The sequence below is a fragment of the Nesterenkonia halotolerans genome (assembly GCF_014874065.1).
Lineage (GTDB): Bacteria > Actinomycetota > Actinomycetes > Actinomycetales > Micrococcaceae > Nesterenkonia > Nesterenkonia halotolerans.
Genome location: NZ_JADBEE010000002.1, coordinates 701,926 through 721,228 on the forward strand (window position 1 = coordinate 701,926; position 19,303 = coordinate 721,228).

Genomic DNA, 19,303 nt, shown 5'->3' on the forward strand with positions numbered 1-19,303 from the left:
AAAAAAGCACCCTGATGATGGAAAGAGGAACGACGTGCAGACCATAGACCTTCTGGTGATAGTGGCGTATCTCGCCGCCACCGCCTGGCTGGGCATCAAACTGAGCGGTCGGCAGACCGGTCTCAAGGACTATTTCCTCGGGGGGCGCAACCTGCCCTGGTGGGCGGTGTGTCTCTCCGTCGTCGCAACCGAGACAAGCGCGCTCACTGTGATCGGCATCCCCGTCATGAGCTACCTGGGGGACATCTCCTACCTTCAGCTGGGACTCGGCTACATCCTGGGACGCGTGGTCGTCGCGTTCTTCATGCTGCCGCGCTACTACGACGGCGAGATGGTCACCGCCTACGCCTACCTCGGCAAGCGCTTCGGACAGAGCACACAGACCACCGCCGGCGTGACATTCCTGATCACGCGGCTCCTGGCAGACGGCATCCGCGTGCTGGCCGCCGCGATTCCACTGAAGATCATCCTCGACGGAATCGGCATCAACGCCAACTACTTCACGATCATCGTGGTGCTCGCAGTGGTCACCATCCTCTACACCTTCATCGGCGGCATCAAGGCCGTCGTCTGGGTCGATGTGGCGCAGATGTTCCTCTACGTCGGTGGTGGCATCCTCTCCATCATCGTGATCACCTCAGCCACCGGCGGAGGCTGGTTCACAGAGGCCGCCGAGGCCGGCAAGCTGAGCCTGTTCATCTTCGAGGGCAACCCGATCTCCACCAGCGGCTCCTTCATCGCATCGCTGCTCGGCGGCGCTGTCTTCGCCATGGCCTCGCACGGTTCCGACCAGCTTGTCGTCCAGCGGCTCCTGGCCTGCCGCACCAAGGCGGAGGCACAGAAGGCCATCATCGTCTCCGGCGTCATCGTGCTGTTCCAGTTCGCCATCTTCCTGCTGGTGGGACTCGCGCTGTGGGGCTACTACGATCAGGCGACTCCTGACTCGCTGGGACTGACCCGCGATGACGAGATCTTCCCGATGTTCATCGTGGAGGGTCTGCCACCAGGCGTGACTGGACTGCTGCTCGCCGGAATCCTGGCGGCCGCCATGTCAACACTGTCCTCCTCGCTCTCCGCGCTTTCCTCCTCCACGGTCACGGACGTCTACGCGCGGCTGAAGAAGACCCCCCTCACCGACGAGCAGGGCCTCCGCGCAGGTCGCTGGGCCACCATCGGCTGGGGACTCGCGTTCATCGCTCCGGCGATGGTGTTCCGCTCCGACGAAGGCAACATCGTCGTCCTCGCGCTGGGAGTCGCCGGAATCACCTACGGCGGACTGCTGGGAGCCTTCATGTTCGGCATCATCAACAAGCGGGCCCGCGCGGCCGACGCGAACATCGCGTTCGTCTTCGCGGTCGCCGTCAATGCGTTCTTCTTCGTGATGGAGAAATATGTGGTGGGAGAAGTCTGGGTGGCGTGGCAGTGGTACCCGCTGATGGGTGTCCTGGTGACATTCGCCGTCGGGGGACTGCTCTCGCTGCGCCACTCCACCCCCGCAGCGCCGGTCCAGCTCACGGAGATGCAGCGATGAGCCCCAGTCCGGGGTTCACCCCCGGCGCCCTGCCCCCGACCGAGCAGCGCAATCCGCGCAGCATGAACCTCGATGACCTCCACACTCTGGAGGTCCTGCAGCTGCTCAACACCGAGGATCGCGTGGCGGTGGATGCGGTTGCTGCGGTGCTGCCCGAGCTTACCCCCGTGGTGCACGAGGCTGCGCGGCGGCTTCGCCGAGGAGGGACGGTGCATTACTTCGGGGCAGGGACCTCGGGTCGGCTGGGAGTCCTCGACGCCAGCGAACTGATGCCCACCTTCAACCTCGAACCAGGTCGCGTCGTAGGACATATAGCCGGTGGATCCCAGGCCCTCGTGGAAGCCGTCGAGAATGCAGAAGACTCCATCGAATCTGGACGCGCCGATGCGAGCGGGCTGAGTTCCGATGACCTCGCGATCGGCATCGCCTCAAGCGGCAACACTCCCTATGTGGCAGGTGCGCTGAAGGCGGCACGGGGTGCTGGCGCGTACACCGTGCTCATCTCCAGCAACCCGGATGCTCGAGTGGCGGGCCACGCGGACCAGCACCTTCTCCTGAACACCGGCCCGGAGGTCGTCACCGGCTCCACTCGGATGAAAGCAGGCACCGCGCAGAAGTTGGTGCTCAATGGATTCTCCACCGCGCTGATGATCGAACTTGGTCGCACCTGGCAGAACCTGATGGTCTCGGTGGTGGCGACCAACGCGAAACTCCGCGAGAGGACGACCCGCATCCTGTGCGAAGCGGCGGATCTCGATGAGGCCGAGGCCGGGGCCCTGCTTGAAAGAACCGGAGGAGACCTCAAGGTGGGCATCCTCTCCGCGCTGGGGGACCTGCCCGTTGAACAAGCGGCCGAGCTGTTGGACCAGCATGCAGGTTCCGTGCGCGAGGCTCTCCGAGACCCCAGAAGTGCTGTGAGCCGTCCATGATCCACACGGCAGAAGATCCCCGGGAGCGGCAGCTTCCTGGGGCCTTGGTGGGCCTCGACCTGGGAGGTTCGGGGAGCCGTCTTGCGGTACTGCCCTCAGGCGGAGGCCGCCGCAGAGTGTTGGACGGGCCTCGAATCGAGGTGCGTGCCGGCGGGTCCTCCGCCCCGCAGGTGATCCGCGAGATGCTCTCTCATGCCATGACGTCCTGGCCAGAGGAGACCTCGCGCCTGAGCGGAGTCGGTATCGGAGCCTCAGGGCTGGCGTCCCTGGTGCAGGACCCTCAAGAGCTGGCCGTGCAGCTGCGCGCCGAACTCGGGACGCCAACTGCCATCGCCATCGATGCAGTCACGGCCCATCTCGGCGCGCTCGGCGAGGCGGGAGGAGCAGTGGTGGCGCTGGGCACAGGTGCCATCGCGATCAGCCATCCCGGCATGGAGGCGGCGGTGGATGATCACGCCTGGCGTCGAGTCGATGGGTGGGGACACCTTCTGGGTGATCGTGGCGGTGGGGCATGGTTGGGGCGGTATGGCCTGGAAGCGGCCATGCGGGCCTACGACGGCGTCGATCCCCGTGGTCATGCTCTGCTGGCGACTGCTCGTCACCGGTTCGGTGAGCCCGAATCCTGGCCTGCTCAGCTCTACACGCGGCACGATCGGGCGGGTGTACTCGCCGAATTCGCCGCCGAGGTGGTCGCCGTCGCCGTGCGCGGCGACGAGACCGCCCGTGACCTGGTCCGTGCTGCGGGCCGCGAGGCCGCGAAGAGTGGTCTCGCGGCGCTGGGGGAGGACGTCCCAGCACAACTCGTGCTCACCGGTGGACTCGTAGGTGCCGGACCGCTGCTCAGCGAGGCCTTTGCCGAGGAAGTCGCCCACCAGCGGGCGGACGTCTTGATCGGCGAAGCCCTGGGAGATCCGTTGGAAGGCTCATTGTCTCTGGCGCGACTCCACGCAAGAGGCGTGCTGAAACCACAGGAAGGGTACGTATGGAGCTGAGAACCACCGCACCCCTGATCGACGAGCTTCGCCGTGAGCTGGGCGCCGAAAACGTGCTCGACCGTGCGATCGACCTGTATTCACGTGCTCACGATGCCTCGCACTATCTGCTGATTCCACAGGTGGTCGTGATCGCGGAGGACATCGCTTCGGTGAGCGCCGTGCTTCACCTGGCGGCCAAGCATGACACCTCGGTGACCTTCAGATCGGGAGGGACGAGTCTGTCCGGACAGTCCTGCGGGGCGGGCATCCAGGTCGACACCAGGCGAGGCTTTCGCGCGATCGAGGTGCTTGATGAGGGGCGCCGCGTTCGGGTCCAGCCAGGCGCCACGCTTCGCGCTGCCAACATCCGCCTGGCGCGTCATGGCCGTGCGCTAGGACCGGACCCGGCGAGCGAGGCGGCCTGCACCGTGGGCGGAGTGATCGCGAACAACTCTTCGGGCATGGCCGCGGGGATCGAGCACAACAGTGCAAAGACCCTGGAATCCATGACGCTCGTGCTGCCCTCCGGGACAGTCGTGGACACCTCCAGAGGCGACGCCCTGGAGACTCTTCGTACGGAGGAGCCCGGACTCGTCACCGAACTTGAGGCCCTCAGGGATCAGGTTCGAGCAGATCCGTCCGCCATGACCGAGATCGCTGAACGATTCTCGATGAAGAACACGATGGGATACTCCCTCGACGCCTTCTGCCGCTGCGACGATCCGGTCCAGATGCTCCTGCAGCTCATGATCGGTTCCGAGGGGACCCTGGGATTCGTGGCCGAAGCGGTGTTCCGCACCGTGCCGGTCCACTCCCACTGTGCGACCGGACTCATGGTCTTCGACTCGCTCGACGTCGCGGCTCGTGCACTGCCCGAACTGGTCAGCACCGGGGCCAAGGCCCTGGAGCTGATGGACGCCACTTCCTTGAAGGTGGCGAGTCGAAGCCCCGAGGTCCCCGCCGTCATCGCGGACCTCACGGTAGAGGCTCACGCCGCCATTCTCGTCGAGTATCGCGCCGATTCAGCGCTCGAACTCGACCAACACCTCGCGCAAGTGGCCTCGACCCTGGAGCAGGCGACGACGACGCATCCGGTGGAGCTGACTCGAGACGCGAGTCACCGCGCGCAGCTGTGGGCAGTCCGGAAGGGACTCTACGCGGCGGTCGCGGGTGCACGCCCGCCCGGGACCATGGCTCTCCTGGAGGACGTGGTGGTGCCCGTTCAGCACCTCGCCCGGACCTGCGAGGAGCTCTCTGCGCTGCTGGCAGACCACGGATATGTGGATCCAGTGATCTTCGGTCATGCGAAGGACGGCAACATCCACTTCATGCTGACAGAGGACACCGAAGACCCCGCGGCGCTGGAGCGATTGGCCGCCTTCACCGAGGATCTCGTGGAGCTGATTCTTCGGCAGGGGGGCAACCTCAAGGCGGAGCACGGCACGGGACGGGCAATGGCGCCGTTCATCGATCGTCAATATTCCCCGAACCTGGTCCAGGTTCTCCACAGGATCAAGTCAGCCTGTGATCCATCGGGGGTCCTCAATCCAGGCGTGGTGCTCACTGCGGATGACAAGGCACATCTGAATCACCTCAAGCCGGTGGATCGAGTCGATGCTGAGGTGGATCGCTGCGTCGAGTGTGGCTACTGCGAGCCGGTCTGCCCCAGCCGGGATCTCACGCTCACCCCTCGGCAGCGGATCGTCGTGCGCCGGGAGCGCGAGCGTGCGCTGGCGCGAGGGGATCGCACCCTCGTCGCCGAGCTGGATTCGCAGCAGGAGTACGACAGTCTTCAGACCTGTGCCGCCGATGGCATGTGCGCGACCGCATGCCCCGTAGGCATCGACACCGGCGCACTGGTCAAACGGCTGCGCGAGGAGAACAGGGGCCCCGCGCAGCAGCGCCTGGGGAGAATGGCTGCCCAACGATGGTCAGCCGTCACGCAGGCCGCCGGTCGTGGGCTTGATGCCGCATCGCGCATGCCGGACGCCGCCATCGCCTGGCCGAACGCCTCCGCGCGCTCGCTGTTGGGGGCCGAGACGGTGCCGCTGTGGACATCGGACCTTCCCTCCGGCGGGCGGCGCCGCAGCCGCGCGAGCGATGCCGGGGATGCTGGGCAACCTGTGTCTGCCATATTCCTGCCGAGCTGTCAGGGTGCGATGTTCGCCGCCCCGGACGGATCGCGAGGGGCGCAGTCCTCGGTCGTCGAGCTGTGCAGCATCGCGGGTCTCAACATGGTCATGCCGGAGCGGGTTGATTCACTGTGCTGCGGCACCCCATGGTCCTCCAAGGGACTTGCCGCGGGTCATGAGGCGATGGCCGAGCAGGTCCTCGACGCGGTGGATCGAACCAGGCGACTCCTCGATGATCGGGGCGATGGCCTGCTGCCCGTCGTCGTGGACGCAAGCTCCTGCGCAGAAGGTGTGGCAGCGATCATGGCTGCTGCACAGGCGGCGGGAGATCCGCGAGCAGGCCGGGTCATCGACGCCGTGAATTTCGTGGCCGAGCGCGTGCTGCCGCAGCTGGAGATCGAGCCTGGACAGCGTATCGAGTCGCTGACGCTGCATCCCACCTGCTCCACATCGAAGACTGGTGGGGAAGCAGATCTGCTTCGTATTGCGCGGGCCGTCGCGCACCAGGTGCACGTGCCCGATGACTGGGCCTGCTGCGGGTTCGCCGGAGACCGCGGAATGCTGCATCCCGAGCTGACCGCCTCCGCGACAGCGGCCGAAGCACGCGAAGTCCAGCAGATCGATGCTGCCGCTCACGCCTCGTCCAATCGCGCGTGCGAGATCGCCATGACCCGCGCGACCGGACGCACCTACCGTCACGTGCTGGAGGTCGCCGCCGACGTCGCTGCACGGCGAACGGAACGAAGCACCCCGGCAGGACGCTGAATGGGACGACTTTCACACTGCAGATCCGAAACGAGAAAAGGACGTGATTGGTGATGGAGGTCATCATTGCCTCAGGTGAGCAACAGGCGAAGCTCGCCGCAGACGCGATAGAGAAGCTGCTGCGTCGCGAGACAGACTCCACCCTTGGCCTTGCCACCGGATCGAGTCCGCTGGCGGTCTACGGGGAGCTGATTCGTCGGCATGAGCACGAGGGGTTGTCCTTCGCGCGCGCGCGGGGCTTCATGCTGGATGAATACGTGGGGCTCCCCGCGGATCACCCGCAGCGGTATCGCAATGTGATCGCGGCGGAACTGGTGGATCGGGTGCACTGGGACGGTGAGCGGGTCCACGGTCCGGACGGGCTCGCGGCTGACATCCCAGCCGCCTGCGCAGAGTATGAGCAGGCTATCGCTGAGGCCGGGGGAGTGGACCTCCAGCTGCTCGGCATTGGAACCGATGGTCACATCGGCTTCAACGAACCGGGCTCATCGCTGAGCTCGCGCACTCGGATCAAGTCGCTTGCTCCGCAGACTCGCTCAGACAATGCGCGATTCTTCGGCGGTGAGCTGGACCAGGTTCCGGTGCACTGTGTGACCCAGGGGCTGGGCACGATATCCGAGGCTCGACACCTGGTGCTCCTTGCCACCGGCAGGCACAAGGCGGAAGCCGTTCACCAGCTCGTGGAGGGCCCGATCTCGGCTCTGTGGCCGGCCACTGTGATGCAGCTGCACCCCCATGCCACGGTGCTCGTCGACGAGGCAGCGGCGTCACGGCTGCAGCTTGCCGACTATTACCGACAGACCTACGCGTCAAAACCTGGCTGGCAGGGGCTCTGAGCTGTTCGTCTCAGCTCTCACCTGCCCCGGTCCCAGCGAGGCACGGCGGCAACCCTCAGGGGGTGAGCACCAGTTTTCCGGTGGTGCGCCGGTTCTCCAGGTCATCGTGCGCGCGGCCTGCGTCTTCCAGCGGGTAGCTCGCCCCGATGCTGAGCTTCAGGTCCCCGCTGGTGAGTGATTCGAAGAGCTCTGCGTAGCGCCAGGACCGCTCCTCGGCGTTGCGCAGGTACCAGTGCGTGGAGGGCCGGGTGAGGTAGAGGCCTCCCCGGCGATTGAGATCCTGCGGATCCAGCGGGGGCACCTGACCTGATGCGCCGCCGTAGAGCACGAAGGTGCCACGGACTGCCAAGGACTCCAACGAGCCCAGGTAGGTCTCCTTGCCCACGCCGTCGAACACGGCCGCGACGCCCTCGCCCTTGGTGATCTCGTGAACCTTCTCGGCGAAGTTCTCGTAGCCGAGCACGTAGTCGGCTCCCGCAGCCTGCGCGATCTGGGCCTTCTCCTCGGTGGAGCAGGTGGTGATGACTCGGGCTCCCTTGGCCTTGAGCAGCTGGGTCAGGATCTGACCGACCCCGCCGGCTCCGGCGTGGGTCAGCACGGTCTGCCCGGGGGCGACCCGATAGGTGGAGTTCATCAGGTAGTGGGCGGTGATGCCCTGCAGCGGCAGTGCGGCGGCCTGCTCATCGGTGACCTCATCGGGCACCGCCACCGCCTTGGAGGCGTCGACCAGGAAATGCGAGGCATAGGTGCCGGTGGCGGCCTCCATGGTGGTCACGCGCTGGCCTGCGGAGAGGCTCTCCACGGACTCGCCGACGGCAAGCACCGTTCCGGTGGCCTCGGTGCCAGGGACGAAGGGATACTCCATCGGGTAGACGCCGCTGCGCTGGTAGGTCTCAAGGAAGTTCACACCCGCGGCGGCAGTCTCCACCAGCACCTGGTGGGGGCCGGGCTCAGGCAGGGCCACCTCGGCCGGGACGAGAACCTCTGTCCCCCCGGCCTGCGCGGCGTGCACCACTCGTGCTCTGTCCGGCAGATCCTCTGGGAAAACGCTCTGTTCATTCATGGCGGCAAGCGTACCCAACACAGGCCTGCAAGGACGAAGTTCACTGGCCAACCGAGTGCATAAATATTGGAGAAGCCGCATATATCCGATTAGACTGCTGCCCATGACCTATAAGATCGCCGTCTCCGGAGCCTCGGGCTATGCCGGGGGAGAAGTTCTGCGACTGCTGGCGGGCCACCCAGAGGTGGAGATCGGTGCCGTCACCGCACATTCCAGCGCCGGTGAGCGGCTGGGAACCCTGCAGCCCCAGCTGATCCCGCTGGCCGATCGGGTGCTCAGCGACACGACGGCGGAGAACCTCTCCGGCCACGACGTCGTGTTCCTCACGCTTCCGCACGGCGCCTCTGCGGAGATCGCAGCCCAGCTCGGCGAGGACACCATCGTCATCGATGCCGCGGCGGATCACCGGCTGGAATCCGCCTCCGCCTGGGAGCAGTTCTACGGCTCCGCCCACCAGGGCACCTGGCCCTACGGACTCCCTGAGCTGCGGGGTCAGCGGGCCAAGCTCGCCGGTGCACGGCGGATCGCCGTGCCCGGCTGCTACCCAACCACGATCATGCTCGGACTGGCACCTGCGCTGGCAGAAGGCCTGGTGCAGCCCACCGACATCGTCATCGTCGCCGCCACCGGCACCTCGGGCGCGGGCAAGTCCTTGAAGCCGCATCTGCTCAGCGCCGAGGTCATCGGCGGGATGAGTCCCTACGGGGTCGGGGGAGTGCACCGGCACACCCCAGAGATCGAGCAGGGCCTCGGCCATGCCGCCGGGGTTCCGGTCCAGATCTCCTTCACCCCGACCCTGGCGCCGATGTCCCGCGGCATCCTCGCGACCTCCACGGCCAAGCTCGCCCCTGGCACCACCGAGGCGCAGCTGCGCGCCGCCTACCACCAGCAGTACGACGCCGAGCCCTTCGTCCACCTGCTGCCCGAGGGCCAGTGGCCGGTCACCAAGCAGGTCATCGGCTCCAACCACGTGACCATGCAGCTGGCCGTCGACTTGCACGCCGGGCGAGCCGTCATCGTCTCCGCCGCCGACAACCTGACCAAGGGCACGGCGGGCGGCGCCGTGCAATCGATGAACATCGCCCTGGGTCTCGAGGAGGCCACCGGGCTCAACCTGTTGGGAGTCACCCCATGAGCGTCACCGCTGCCCGAGGATTCACCGCCGCCGGAGTCGCTGCCGGTCTCAAGTCGGCCGCCGCCGACGGCACCCTGCCCCGCGACGTCGCGGTGGTGCGCAATGAGGGTCCCGATAAGCACGCAGCGGCAGTCTTCACCACCAACCGGGTCGCCGCGGCGCCGGTGCTGTGGTCCCAGCAGGCCATCGCCGATGGCCGCGCCGACGTCGTCGTGCTGAACTCCGGAGGCGCCAACGCATGCACCGGAGCCCCGGGCTTCGCCGATACGCATCAGACTGCCGAGGTGGTGGCGGAGAAGCTGCAGGCCGGCGGCGCGGACGTCTCCGCCGGGGACGTGCTGGTCTGCTCCACCGGACTCATCGGGGAGCGGCTGGACATGCCCGCCCTGCTGAGCGGCATCGACACCGCCGTGGCTCAGCTCGACCCCCAGGAGACCGCAGGGCACCAGGCTGCTCAGGCGATCATGACCACGGACTCGGTCATGAAGGTCTCCACAGCCGACGGCGCCGGGTTCACCGTGGGAGGCATGGCCAAGGGTGCGGGAATGCTTGCCCCCGGCATGGCCACGATGCTTTCCGTGGTCACCACCGACGCGGTCATCCCCCAGCCTGACCTCGACGCCGCGCTGCGCGAAGCCGTGCGGATCAGCTTCAACCGGGCAGACTCGGACGGCTGCATGTCCACCAACGACACCGTGATCGCGATGGCCTCCGGGGCGCACCCGGACGCCGACCCCTCCGGCGTAGACCTGGAGGAGTTCCAGGCCGCGCTGAACCAGGTGTGCCAGGACCTCGCCACACAGCTCATCGCCGACGCCGAGGGCGCCCACCACGAGATCGCGATCTCCACGATCAACGCGGCCACCGAGGAGCAGGCCGAGACCGCCGGGCGCTCCGTGGCGCGGTCCAACCTCTTCAAGACCGCGATCTTCGGCCAGGACCCGAACTGGGGCCGGATCCTCTCCGCCGTCGGCACCACCGACGTGGACTTCGATCCCACCACCATCGACGTCGCCGTCAACGGCGTCTGGATCTGCCAGGCCGGCGGGATCGGAGACGATCGCTCCCTCGTGGACCTCAGCGGTCGCCACGTGAAGGTGGTCATCGACCTCAAAGCAGGAGATCGGGAGGCCACGATCCTGACCAATGATCTGACTCATGACTACGTCCATGAGAACTCCGCCTACTCCACCTGATCCCCTTCAGCCCAGCACGCAGAGGACCCGATGACATCCACCCTGAAACCCCGCGACGCCGGAAGCCTCAGCGCTGCCGGTGACAAGGCCGCCGTCCTGGTCGAGGCCCTGCCGTGGATCCAGAAGTTCGCCGGCGAGACCATCGTCATCAAATACGGTGGAAACGCCATGGTCAACGAGGAGCTGCGCCGCGCCTTCGCCGAGGACGTGGTGTTTCTGCGCCACGTCGGCGTCAACCCTGTGGTCGTCCACGGCGGGGGACCGCAGATCAACGCGATGCTGCAGACCCTGGGCATCGAGTCGGAGTTCCGCGCCGGCCAGCGGGTGACCACTCCAGAGGCCATGGACGTGGTCCGCATGGTGCTCACCGGCCAGGTCGGACGCCAGCTCATCGGGCTGATCAACAGCCACGGCCCCTATGCCGTGGGACTCTCCGGTGAGGACGCCGCCCTGCTGCAGGCCGTGCGAACCAGCGTCGAGGTCGACGGGGAGACGGTCGACCTGGGACTGGTCGGAGAGGTCACCGGCGTGAACCCGGACGCGATCAAGGACCTGCTGGCAGCTGGGCGCATCCCCGTCATCTCCACCATCGCCCCGGAGTTCGACTCTGACCAGCCGGACGCGCAGCCCACCGGCGAGGTGCTCAACGTCAACGCCGACCTTGCTGCCGCCGCCGTCGCCTCCGCCCTGGGAGCAGCGAAGCTGGTGATGCTCACCGACGTGGAGGGCCTCTACGCGAACTGGCCCGACAAGTCCTCGCTGATCTCCTCGCTCAGCGCGAGCGACCTGCGAGCCATGCTGCCCAGCCTCGAGTCCGGCATGATCCCGAAGATGACGGCTGCGCTGAAGGCCGTGGAGGCCGGCGTGCCGCGCGCCCACGTGGTGGACGGACGCGAGCCGCATTCGATGCTGCTGGAGATCGTCACCACCGAGGGTGTCGGCACCCAGATCGTGCCCGATGAGGAGACCGCATGAGCGGCCACGGCGAGGGTCTGCTCAGCCGTTACACCGATTCGCTGCTCGGGGTCTTCGGCACTCCGCAGAAGGTGCTGGTCCGCGGCTCCGGGGTCACCGTCTGGGACGCGGATGGACGCGAGTACCTGGACCTGCTGGCCGGGATCGCGGTCAACGCGCTGGGTCATGCGCACCCAGGGCTCACCCGCGCCGTCGCGGAACAGCTGAACACGCTGGGGCACATCTCGAACTTCTTCACCAGCCCCACGCAGATCGGACTGGCCGAGAAGCTGCTGGAGCTGGCCCACGCGCCGTCGGGCTCCAAGGCCTTCTTCACCAACTCCGGCACCGAGGCCAACGAGGCCGCGTTCAAACTTGCTCGCCGGCACGGCGGTGGATCCAGGCCGCGCATCATCGCGCTGGAGCACGGCTTCCACGGACGGACCATGGGTGCGCTGGCCATGACCCATAAGCCCAGTTATCGCGAGCCGTTCGAACCGCTTCCCGGCGGAGTGGAATGGGTCCCCGCCGGAGATGCCGAGGCGCTGAGTGCCGCTGTGGATGAGACCGTGGCGGCCGTCATCATCGAACCCGTCCAGGGGGAGGCCGGAGTGCGCGGGCACCCGGCCGGATACCTGGAGCAGGCCCGGGAGATCACCCGGGCCGCCGGGGCGCTGCTGATCTTCGACGAGGTCCAGACCGGCGTCGGCCGCACCGGCACCTGGTTCGCCTCTGCGCCGGCGCAGAGCGCTGCCGTGATCCCTGATGCGATGACGCTCGCCAAGGGGCTCGGCGGCGGATTCCCCATCGGCGCGATGCTGACCTTCGGCGAGCACACGAGTTCGCTGCTCAACCCGGGACAGCACGGCACGACCTTCGGCGGAAACCCCGCCGCCACCGCGGCCGCCCTGGCCACGCTGGAGGTGATCGAGTCCCAGAACCTGCTCGCCCACGTGCGCGAGGTCAGCGCGTATGCCCGAGAGCGGCTCGAGGAGCTGGACTTCGTCACGGAGGTCCGCGCCCACGGCCTGCTGATCGGCCTCGAGATCGCCGCAGGAGCAGCCAGCGCGCCGGCGCCAGCCATGGTGGCCGCCGCCCTGGAGGCCGGATTCATCATCAACGCGACCGGCCCCACCACGCTGCGCCTGGCCCCTCCGCTGATCATCACCACCGAGCAGATCCAGCGCTTCATCGACGCCCTTCCCGAGATCCACCGCAGGAGCACCTCATGACCGTCCGCCATTTCCTCACCGATCTCGACCTCAGCCCGGCCGAGCTGGATCAGGTGCTCACCCTCGCTGCCACGATGAAGGCGGACCCCTACGCCATCACACCGCTGGCAGGACCGCAGACCGCCGCGGTGTTCTTCGACAAGACCTCCACGCGCACCCGGTTCTCCTTCGCCGCAGGCATCTCCGCCCTGGGCGGCGCTCCGCTGGTGGTCAATCCCGGAGAATCCCAGCTCGGACACAAGGAGACCATCGCGGACACCGCCCGGGTGCTGGACCGGATGGTCAGCCTGATCATCTGGCGCACCTACGCGCAGTCGGGACTCGAGGAGATGGCCGCCTACAGCAGCGTCCCGGTGATCAACGCGCTCTCGGATGACTACCACCCGTGCCAGCTGTTGGCCGATCTGCTCACCGTGCGCGAGCAGCTCGGCGCCACGCAGGGCCGCTCCCTGGCTTACCTGGGCGACGCGGCCAACAACATGGCCAACTCCTATCTCCTCGCCGGGGTCAACGCCGGCATGGACGTCCGCATCGCCGGACCGGAGGGTTACCTGCCGGAACAGCGCATCATCGACGCCGCCCAGGAGCGCGCCGCACAGACCGGCGGCAGCGTGCTGATCACCAGTGACCCCGCCGAGGCGCTGCGCGGAGCCGATGTGGTCGCGACCGACACCTGGATCTCCATGGGCCAGGAACAGGAGAAGGAGGCCCGGCTGGCGCTCTTCGGCGACTACCGGGTGGATGCCGCCGCCATGGCACAGGCAGCACCCGGCGCCGTCGTCCTGCACTGCCTGCCTGCTTACCGCGGGGTGGAGATCAGTGCCGAGGTCCTCGATGGTCCGCAGTCGATGGTCTGGGACGAGGCCGAGAACCGGCTGCACGCGCAGAAGGCGCTGATGGCCTGGCTGCTGGTGGAGTCCGGGCTCGCCGACGCCGAGACCGAGCGGCTCGTCCGCGCCGGGCTGCGCTGAGATGACCCCGACCACGAAGACCGCGCGGCACGCCAAGATCCGCGAGCTGATCACCCGGTCCTCGGTGCGCTCCCAGGCCGAGCTCGCCCAGCGCCTGGCCGACGCCGGGGTCACGGTCACCCAGGGCACGCTGTCCCGGGATCTGGAGGAGATCGGTGCCGCGCGGGTGCGCGGGGCGCAGGGTTCGCTGATCTACGCGGTGCCCTCCGACGGGCATGACCGGGAGCTCCAGGCGGATCAGACCGAGGCGACGACGACGGCGCGGCTGATCGCGCTGTGCAAGGACCTGCTGGTCTCGGCCGAGCCCAGTGCGAACCTGGTCATCCTGCGCACCCCTCCGGGAGCCGCACAGTTCCTGGCCAGCGCCGTGGATCACGCCGGCCTGGCCGAGGTGCTCGGCTGCATCGCCGGTGATGACACGATCATGGTGGTCACCACCAGCCCGACCGGGGGAGCCGCCGTCGCCGACAGGTTCACCGGATTCGCCGAGGGGCGCAGCTAACTCAGCTCTGGTGCGCGGCTCAGCCGGGCGCGCCGCCCCATCCCGGCGCGCGGCTCAGCCCTGGTGCGCGGCTCAGCTCTGGTGCGCGTCGAGGACGGCGCGCATGGCATCAAGGCCGAAGATCTCTGCCACGGCGTAGGCGCTCTGCCGCCCCAGGTGCGGGTCGGAACCGGCCTCCAGCAGCGCCTTCGTGGCTTCCTCGTTCTGCCGGAAGACGGCACAGCCCAGGGCCGTCTGCCCGCGATCATTGATCCGGTGCACATCAGCGCCGCGGGCGAGCAGGCCCTTCGCGAGGTCCGTGTGGTCGTTGTAGACCGAGAGGATGAGCAGTGAATCGCCCTTGTCGTTGGTCAGATTCACCGGCAGGCCCCGATCGACCAGGTCCAGAAGCTCCTCGGACTTGCCCGAGCGCGCGACATCGAACATCGAGGCAAGAAACTCCATCTGCTCCTCGGTCAGCTCAGGGGCGCCGCCGTCGATGGGCTGCTGGTTCTCCGGGGCATCGGCCGAGTGGTGGGAGTCTTGTGACATGGCCGCAAGTCTATCTGAGCCCGTGCCGGGGGCACCGACGGGATTGTCGTGGAACGGATAGCCTGGCAGCGAGTCCCGCTCGCCGATCTCGAGTTTATGCAGACATGCGAATAATTATGTAGAGTGTTCCCGAGCCAAAATTCCGTTCTTCAAGGAGATCCGCTGTGACTGATCGTATTGTTCTCGCCTATTCCGGCGGCCTCGACACTTCCGTGGCCATCGGCTGGATCGCCGAAGCCACCGGCCAGGAGGTCGTCGCCGTCGCCGTCGACGTGGGACAGGGTGGTGAGTCCCTGGAGACCGTGCGTCAGCGCGCCCTGGACTGCGGCGCCGTCGAGGCCTATGTCGCCGACGCCCGCGACGAGTTCGCCGATCAGTACTGCATGCCCACGCTGAAGGCCAACGGCCTCTACATGGACTCCTACCCGCTGGTCTCGGCGATCTCGCGCCCAGTCATCACCAAGCACCTCGTCGCCGCCGCCCAGCAGTTCGGCGCCACCACCGTGGCCCACGGCTGCACCGGCAAGGGCAACGACCAGGTCCGCTTCGAGGTGGGCATCCAGACCCTGGGCCCCGAGCTCAAGTGCATCGCCCCGGTCCGCGACCTCGCGCTGACCCGTGAGCTGGCCATCGAATACGCCGAGAAGCACAACCTGCCGATCGAGACCACCAAGAAGAACCCCTTCTCCATCGACCAAAACGTCTGGGGTCGCGCCGTGGAGACCGGGTTCCTGGAAGACATCTGGAACGGCCCCACCAAGGACGTCTACGACTACACCGAGGATCCCTCCTTCCCGCCAGCACCCGACGTCGTGAACATCACCTTTGACCAGGGCGTGCCCGTGGCACTGGATGGTCAGACCGTGACCGCGCTGGAGGCCATCGAGCAGCTCAACCGCCGCGCCGGCGCCCAGGGCATCGGTCGGATCGACATCGTCGAAGACCGCCTGGTCGGCATCAAGTCCCGCGAGATCTACGAGGCTCCCGGCGCGATGGCACTGATCGCCGCGCACCGCGAGCTGGAGAACATCACCCTGGAGCGCGAGCAGGCCCGGTTCAAGAAGACCGTGGACCAGCGCTGGACCGAGCTGGTCTACGACGGCCAGTGGTTCTCCCCGCTCAAGCGCAACCTCGACGCGTTCATCGACGAGACCCAGAAGTACGTCTCCGGTGAAATCCGCCTGGAGCTGCACGGCGGTCGCGCCACGGTGCAGGGTCGCCGCTCCGAGACCAGCCTGTATGACTTCAGCCTGGCCACCTACGACGCCGGCGATGCCTTCGATCAGTCCAGCGCCCGCGGATTCATCGACATCTTCGGACTCTCCTCCAAGGTGGCCTCCCAGCGCGAGCAGCGCATCCACGGCAAGCCGGACTTCTCCGGCCTCGGCAGCCTGGACCGCTGATGGCGCAGGACCCGGGATCAGCCGAAGGCAAGCACGGCACCAACGAGGGAGCGCTCTGGGGCGGAAGGTTCGCCACCGGTCCCGCCGACGCGCTCGCAGCGCTGAGCAAGTCCACGCACTTCGACTTCCGGCTGGCCCGCTATGACATCGCCGGGTCCCGCGCCCACGCCCGGGTGCTGCACCGCACCGGGCTGCTCACCGACCAGGAGCGAGACGGCATGCTGGCCGCCCTCGACCAGCTCGAGACCGACGTGCTCTCTGGAGCCTTCGGGCCGGCTGCCAGCGACGAGGACGTGCACGGTGCGCTGGAGCGCGGACTGCTTGCACGTGCCGGTGAGGACCTGGGCGGGAAGCTGCGCGCCGGTCGCTCACGCAATGACCAGATCGCCACCATGGGTCGGATGTTCCTGCGCGACCATGCCCGAGTCATCGGCGCCGGCGTGCTGGGAACCATCGAAGCGCTGATCGGCCAGGCGGAGACGCACCCGAATGCTCCCATGCCAGGACGCACCCACCTGCAGCACGCCCAGCCGGTGCTGCTGAGCCATCACCTGCTGGCCCACGCATGGGCGCTGCTGCGAGACCTGCAGCGGATCCTGGACTGGGACCAGCGGGCCGCCACCTCGCCCTACGGCTCCGGAGCCCTCGCAGGATCCTCGCTGGGCCTGGATCCGCAGCACGTGGCGGAGGAGCTCGGCTTCCACCAGGCCGCCTGGAACTCCATCGACGGCACCGCCGCGCGCGATGTCTACGCGGAGTTCTCCTGGGTCAGCGCCATGATCGGGGTGGACCTCTCGCGGATCAGCGAGGAGATCATCTTCTGGGCGACCAAGGAGGCCAGCTTCGTCACACTCGATGACGCGTTCTCCACCGGCAGCTCGATCATGCCGCAGAAGAAGAACCCGGACGTCGCAGAGCTCGCCCGCGGAAAGTCCGGACGGCTCATCGGCGATCTGACCGGGCTGCTGGCCACGCTGAAGGGCCTTCCGCTGGCGTACAACCGCGACCTGCAGGAGGACAAAGAGCCGCTCTTCGACGCGGTGGACACCTTGGAGCTGCTGCTCCCCGCAGTCTCCGGCATGATCGCCACGCTGGACTTCAACACCGAACGGATGGCCGAGCTCGCCCCCCGCGGATTCGCGCTGGCCACCGACATCGCCGAATGGCTGGTCCGCCAGGGCGTGCCGTTCCGCGTGGCCCACGAGCTCTCGGGTGAGGCGGTGCGAATCGCTGAGTCCCGCGACGTCGAACTCTGGGACCTCACCGACGAGGAGCTGGCAGGGATCTCCCCGGAGCTGACCCCTGCGGTCCGTGAGGTGCTCACCACCTTCGGGTCGCTGAACTCCCGGTCCTCGCGTGGCGGCACGGCTCCCACGGCAGTCACCGAGCAGCTGGCGGAGCTCAAGTCACAGCTGCAGCCCATCGAGGAGTTCATCGCTTCCGCAGGCAGCAATGTCGGTCCGGACAGCGTCAGCTGAGCGATGAGTCCCAGCGCATGAGCGCGATCCGAACCGCCCTGGCCGTGTTGGCCGGGGCGGTTCTGCTCATGAGCAGCGGCTGCGCGCAGCCACGAGAGTCCCCGGCACCGGATTACCCGGACGCCCCGGATCAGCGGACCCCCGAACCTGCCGAGCCCGCGCAGGTGCCCGAAGCAGGGGAGCCGTGGGTTCCGATCGCCGAGCTCGCCGACGAGGAGTGGCTCGCTGCGGTGGCCGAGCGCACGGGCATCCCGGAGCGTGCCCTGGCCGCCTACAGCGGAGCCGCCCTACTGGTGGGCCAGACGCGGCCGGACTGCGGACTCGGCTGGAACACCCTCGCAGGCATCGGTCAGGTCGAGTCCCAGCACGGCACCTACGCGGACTCACAGGTCCAGCAGGATGGTCAGGTCTCCCCGCAGATCATCGGTGTCCCGCTGGACGGCGGCCCCGGATTCGCGGAGATCCCCGACACCGACGGAGGCGCCCTAGACGGGGACTCCGAGTGGGACCGCGCGGTGGGGCCGATGCAGTTCATTCCGGTGACCTGGGAGCTTTACGCCCAGGACGGCAATCGCGACGGCCAGGCTGATCCCCACCAGTTCGACGACGCCGCGCTCACCGCCGCGGTCTACCTGTGCGAAAGCGGCGGAGAGCTGACCACGGACGAAGGCTGGGTGGACGCCGTCGTCGCGTATAACCAGTCGGTGGAATACGTCAACGACGTCGCCGCCTACGCGCAGGACTACGTCAGCCCGAACGAGTCCTGAGCCTTCCGCCTCCCTAGGCACGCCTGGGCCCGGGTGCGGTCCGGTCGGCCGCAGAGTGGTCCTCTGCCATCATGGATGGATGGATTCTGCGCAGCTGAGCTCTCTGTTCGACGCCCACGCCACCGTGCTGGCGCCGGCCCTGCTGGGCTGTGAGCTCACCGTCGCCACGGCTGACGGGACGGTCCGCGTGCGGCTGACCGAGGTGGAGGCCTACGGGGACCAGGGAGAAGATCCGGGTGCGCACAGCTACAACGGCAAGACCGCCCGCAACGCGGCGCTGTTCGGACCGCCGCGGCACACCTACGTCTACCTCAACTACGGAATCCACCGCTGTCTGAACCTGGCCTGCAACAGCGAAGGGACCGCGGGCGGGGTCCTGCTGCGTGCCGGCGAGGTGCTGCAGGGACGCGAACTGGCCATCGAACGGCGGGGTGGCCGCGACACCGGGGCAAAGCTGCTCTCGGGCCCCGGACGGCTGGGGCAGGGGCTCGGGATCACCTTGCGCATGGATGCCCAGGCCGTGGACATCCCACACACCGGAGACCCTGCGGACAAACCAGCTGGCGCAGCCCCGGTGGGTTCCGGAGTCCCGGCCGGTCTCGACGCGGTGGACTTCACGCTGGTCCCGCCGGCCGCCCCGGTCGCTTCGCAGCAGGTCCGCAGCGGACCCCGGGTCGGCGTCTCCGGAGCCGGCGGCAGCACGCGCTATCCATGGCGCTATTGGCTCGATGCCGACCCCACGGTCTCGGCCTACCGCGCCGGACGTGACGTCCCGGTGGAGATCAGCACCTAGCGGGGGACACCGGCTGACAGTCGCTGAGAAGCACGTCACCTCCGGTTCACCCGAATAGAGGTATGATCGATGGTCAGCAAATTCGCGACGGAGAGCTGCGCTGCTTGATGA

The 19,303-nt window shown here is 67.6% G+C and carries 17 protein-coding genes; 15 read left to right on the top strand and 2 right to left on the bottom strand.

Going from position 1 to position 19,303, the window contains the following annotated elements:
- Nucleotides 1-34 precede the first annotated feature (34 nt).
- Genes H4W26_RS13450 through nagB form a run of 5 tightly spaced genes read left to right on the top strand, consistent with a single transcriptional unit; the run spans nucleotide 35 to nucleotide 7,167 of the window.
- The gene (locus H4W26_RS13450; RefSeq protein WP_192592700.1) at nucleotides 35-1,531 is read left to right on the top strand and encodes a sodium:solute symporter; all 1,497 of its coding nucleotides are present in this window, start codon (nucleotides 35-37) and stop codon (nucleotides 1,529-1,531) included.
- Nucleotides 1,528-2,460, top strand: coding sequence for an N-acetylmuramic acid 6-phosphate etherase (murQ, locus tag H4W26_RS13455; RefSeq protein WP_192592701.1), 933 nt, complete (start codon nucleotides 1,528-1,530; stop codon nucleotides 2,458-2,460). Before H4W26_RS13450 ends, murQ begins: the two co-directional genes overlap by 4 nt.
- Nucleotides 2,457-3,452, top strand: a complete 996-nt coding sequence (locus H4W26_RS13460) for an N-acetylglucosamine kinase (RefSeq protein WP_192592702.1) — start codon at nucleotides 2,457-2,459, stop codon at nucleotides 3,450-3,452. The genes murQ and H4W26_RS13460 overlap by 4 nt, the downstream gene beginning before the upstream one ends.
- On the top strand, nucleotides 3,443-6,331 hold the full coding sequence (locus tag H4W26_RS13465) for an FAD-binding and (Fe-S)-binding domain-containing protein (RefSeq protein ID WP_192592703.1): 2,889 nt from the start codon (nucleotides 3,443-3,445) through the stop codon (nucleotides 6,329-6,331). The genes H4W26_RS13460 and H4W26_RS13465 overlap by 10 nt, the downstream gene beginning before the upstream one ends.
- A gap of 53 nt (nucleotides 6,332-6,384) precedes the next feature.
- Nucleotides 6,385-7,167 carry a glucosamine-6-phosphate deaminase gene (gene nagB / locus H4W26_RS13470; protein ID WP_192592704.1) on the top strand — a complete coding sequence of 261 codons (783 nt, stop codon included), beginning with the start codon at nucleotides 6,385-6,387 and terminating at the stop codon, nucleotides 7,165-7,167.
- Between the two features lie 55 nt (nucleotides 7,168-7,222).
- On the opposite strand, the gene H4W26_RS13475 is transcribed toward nagB, so the two are convergent.
- The gene (locus H4W26_RS13475; RefSeq protein WP_192592705.1) at nucleotides 7,223-8,230 is read right to left on the bottom strand and encodes a quinone oxidoreductase family protein; all 1,008 of its coding nucleotides are present in this window, start codon (nucleotides 8,228-8,230) and stop codon (nucleotides 7,223-7,225) included.
- 103 nt (nucleotides 8,231-8,333) lie between these two features.
- On the opposite strand from H4W26_RS13475, the gene argC reads away from it, so the two are divergent.
- Genes argC through H4W26_RS13505 form a run of 6 tightly spaced genes read left to right on the top strand, consistent with a single transcriptional unit; the run spans nucleotide 8,334 to nucleotide 14,220 of the window.
- Nucleotides 8,334-9,365, top strand: a complete 1,032-nt coding sequence (argC, locus tag H4W26_RS13480) for an N-acetyl-gamma-glutamyl-phosphate reductase (RefSeq protein ID WP_192592706.1) — start codon at nucleotides 8,334-8,336, stop codon at nucleotides 9,363-9,365.
- Nucleotides 9,362-10,561 carry a bifunctional glutamate N-acetyltransferase/amino-acid acetyltransferase ArgJ gene (gene argJ, locus H4W26_RS13485; RefSeq protein ID WP_192592707.1) on the top strand — a complete coding sequence of 400 codons (1,200 nt, stop codon included), beginning with the start codon at nucleotides 9,362-9,364 and terminating at the stop codon, nucleotides 10,559-10,561. Before argC ends, argJ begins: the two co-directional genes overlap by 4 nt.
- Nucleotides 10,562-10,591: 30 nt before the next feature.
- Nucleotides 10,592-11,536: an acetylglutamate kinase gene (gene argB / locus H4W26_RS13490; protein ID WP_192592708.1), complete on the top strand. Its 945-nt coding sequence runs from the start codon at nucleotides 10,592-10,594 to the stop codon at nucleotides 11,534-11,536.
- Nucleotides 11,533-12,747: an acetylornithine transaminase gene (locus H4W26_RS13495; RefSeq protein WP_192592709.1), complete on the top strand. Its 1,215-nt coding sequence runs from the start codon at nucleotides 11,533-11,535 to the stop codon at nucleotides 12,745-12,747. Before argB ends, H4W26_RS13495 begins: the two co-directional genes overlap by 4 nt.
- A complete protein-coding gene (gene argF / locus H4W26_RS13500) occupies nucleotides 12,744-13,718 on the top strand; it encodes an ornithine carbamoyltransferase (protein ID WP_192592710.1) in 975 nt (324 codons plus the stop codon). The genes H4W26_RS13495 and argF overlap by 4 nt, the downstream gene beginning before the upstream one ends.
- A gap of 1 nt (nucleotide 13,719) precedes the next feature.
- The gene (locus tag H4W26_RS13505) at nucleotides 13,720-14,220 is read left to right on the top strand and encodes an arginine repressor (RefSeq protein WP_192592711.1); all 501 of its coding nucleotides are present in this window, start codon (nucleotides 13,720-13,722) and stop codon (nucleotides 14,218-14,220) included.
- A 72-nt stretch (nucleotides 14,221-14,292) separates the two neighbouring features.
- On the opposite strand, the gene H4W26_RS13510 is transcribed toward H4W26_RS13505, so the two are convergent.
- Nucleotides 14,293-14,751: an ankyrin repeat domain-containing protein gene (locus H4W26_RS13510; protein ID WP_192592712.1), complete on the bottom strand. Its 459-nt coding sequence runs from the start codon at nucleotides 14,749-14,751 to the stop codon at nucleotides 14,293-14,295.
- A gap of 164 nt (nucleotides 14,752-14,915) precedes the next feature.
- On the opposite strand from H4W26_RS13510, the gene H4W26_RS13515 reads away from it, so the two are divergent.
- From H4W26_RS13515 to H4W26_RS13530, 4 genes are all read left to right on the top strand, one after another.
- On the top strand, nucleotides 14,916-16,154 hold the full coding sequence (locus H4W26_RS13515; RefSeq protein WP_192592713.1) for an argininosuccinate synthase: 1,239 nt from the start codon (nucleotides 14,916-14,918) through the stop codon (nucleotides 16,152-16,154).
- Nucleotides 16,154-17,632 carry an argininosuccinate lyase gene (gene argH / locus H4W26_RS13520; protein WP_192592714.1) on the top strand — a complete coding sequence of 493 codons (1,479 nt, stop codon included), beginning with the start codon at nucleotides 16,154-16,156 and terminating at the stop codon, nucleotides 17,630-17,632. The genes H4W26_RS13515 and argH overlap by 1 nt, the downstream gene beginning before the upstream one ends.
- A 17-nt stretch (nucleotides 17,633-17,649) precedes the next feature.
- On the top strand, nucleotides 17,650-18,399 hold the full coding sequence (locus H4W26_RS13525; RefSeq protein ID WP_192592715.1) for a lytic transglycosylase domain-containing protein: 750 nt from the start codon (nucleotides 17,650-17,652) through the stop codon (nucleotides 18,397-18,399).
- Nucleotides 18,400-18,478: 79 nt separating this feature from the next.
- Nucleotides 18,479-19,192: a DNA-3-methyladenine glycosylase gene (locus H4W26_RS13530; protein ID WP_192592716.1), complete on the top strand. Its 714-nt coding sequence runs from the start codon at nucleotides 18,479-18,481 to the stop codon at nucleotides 19,190-19,192.
- Nucleotides 19,193-19,303 lie beyond the last annotated feature (111 nt).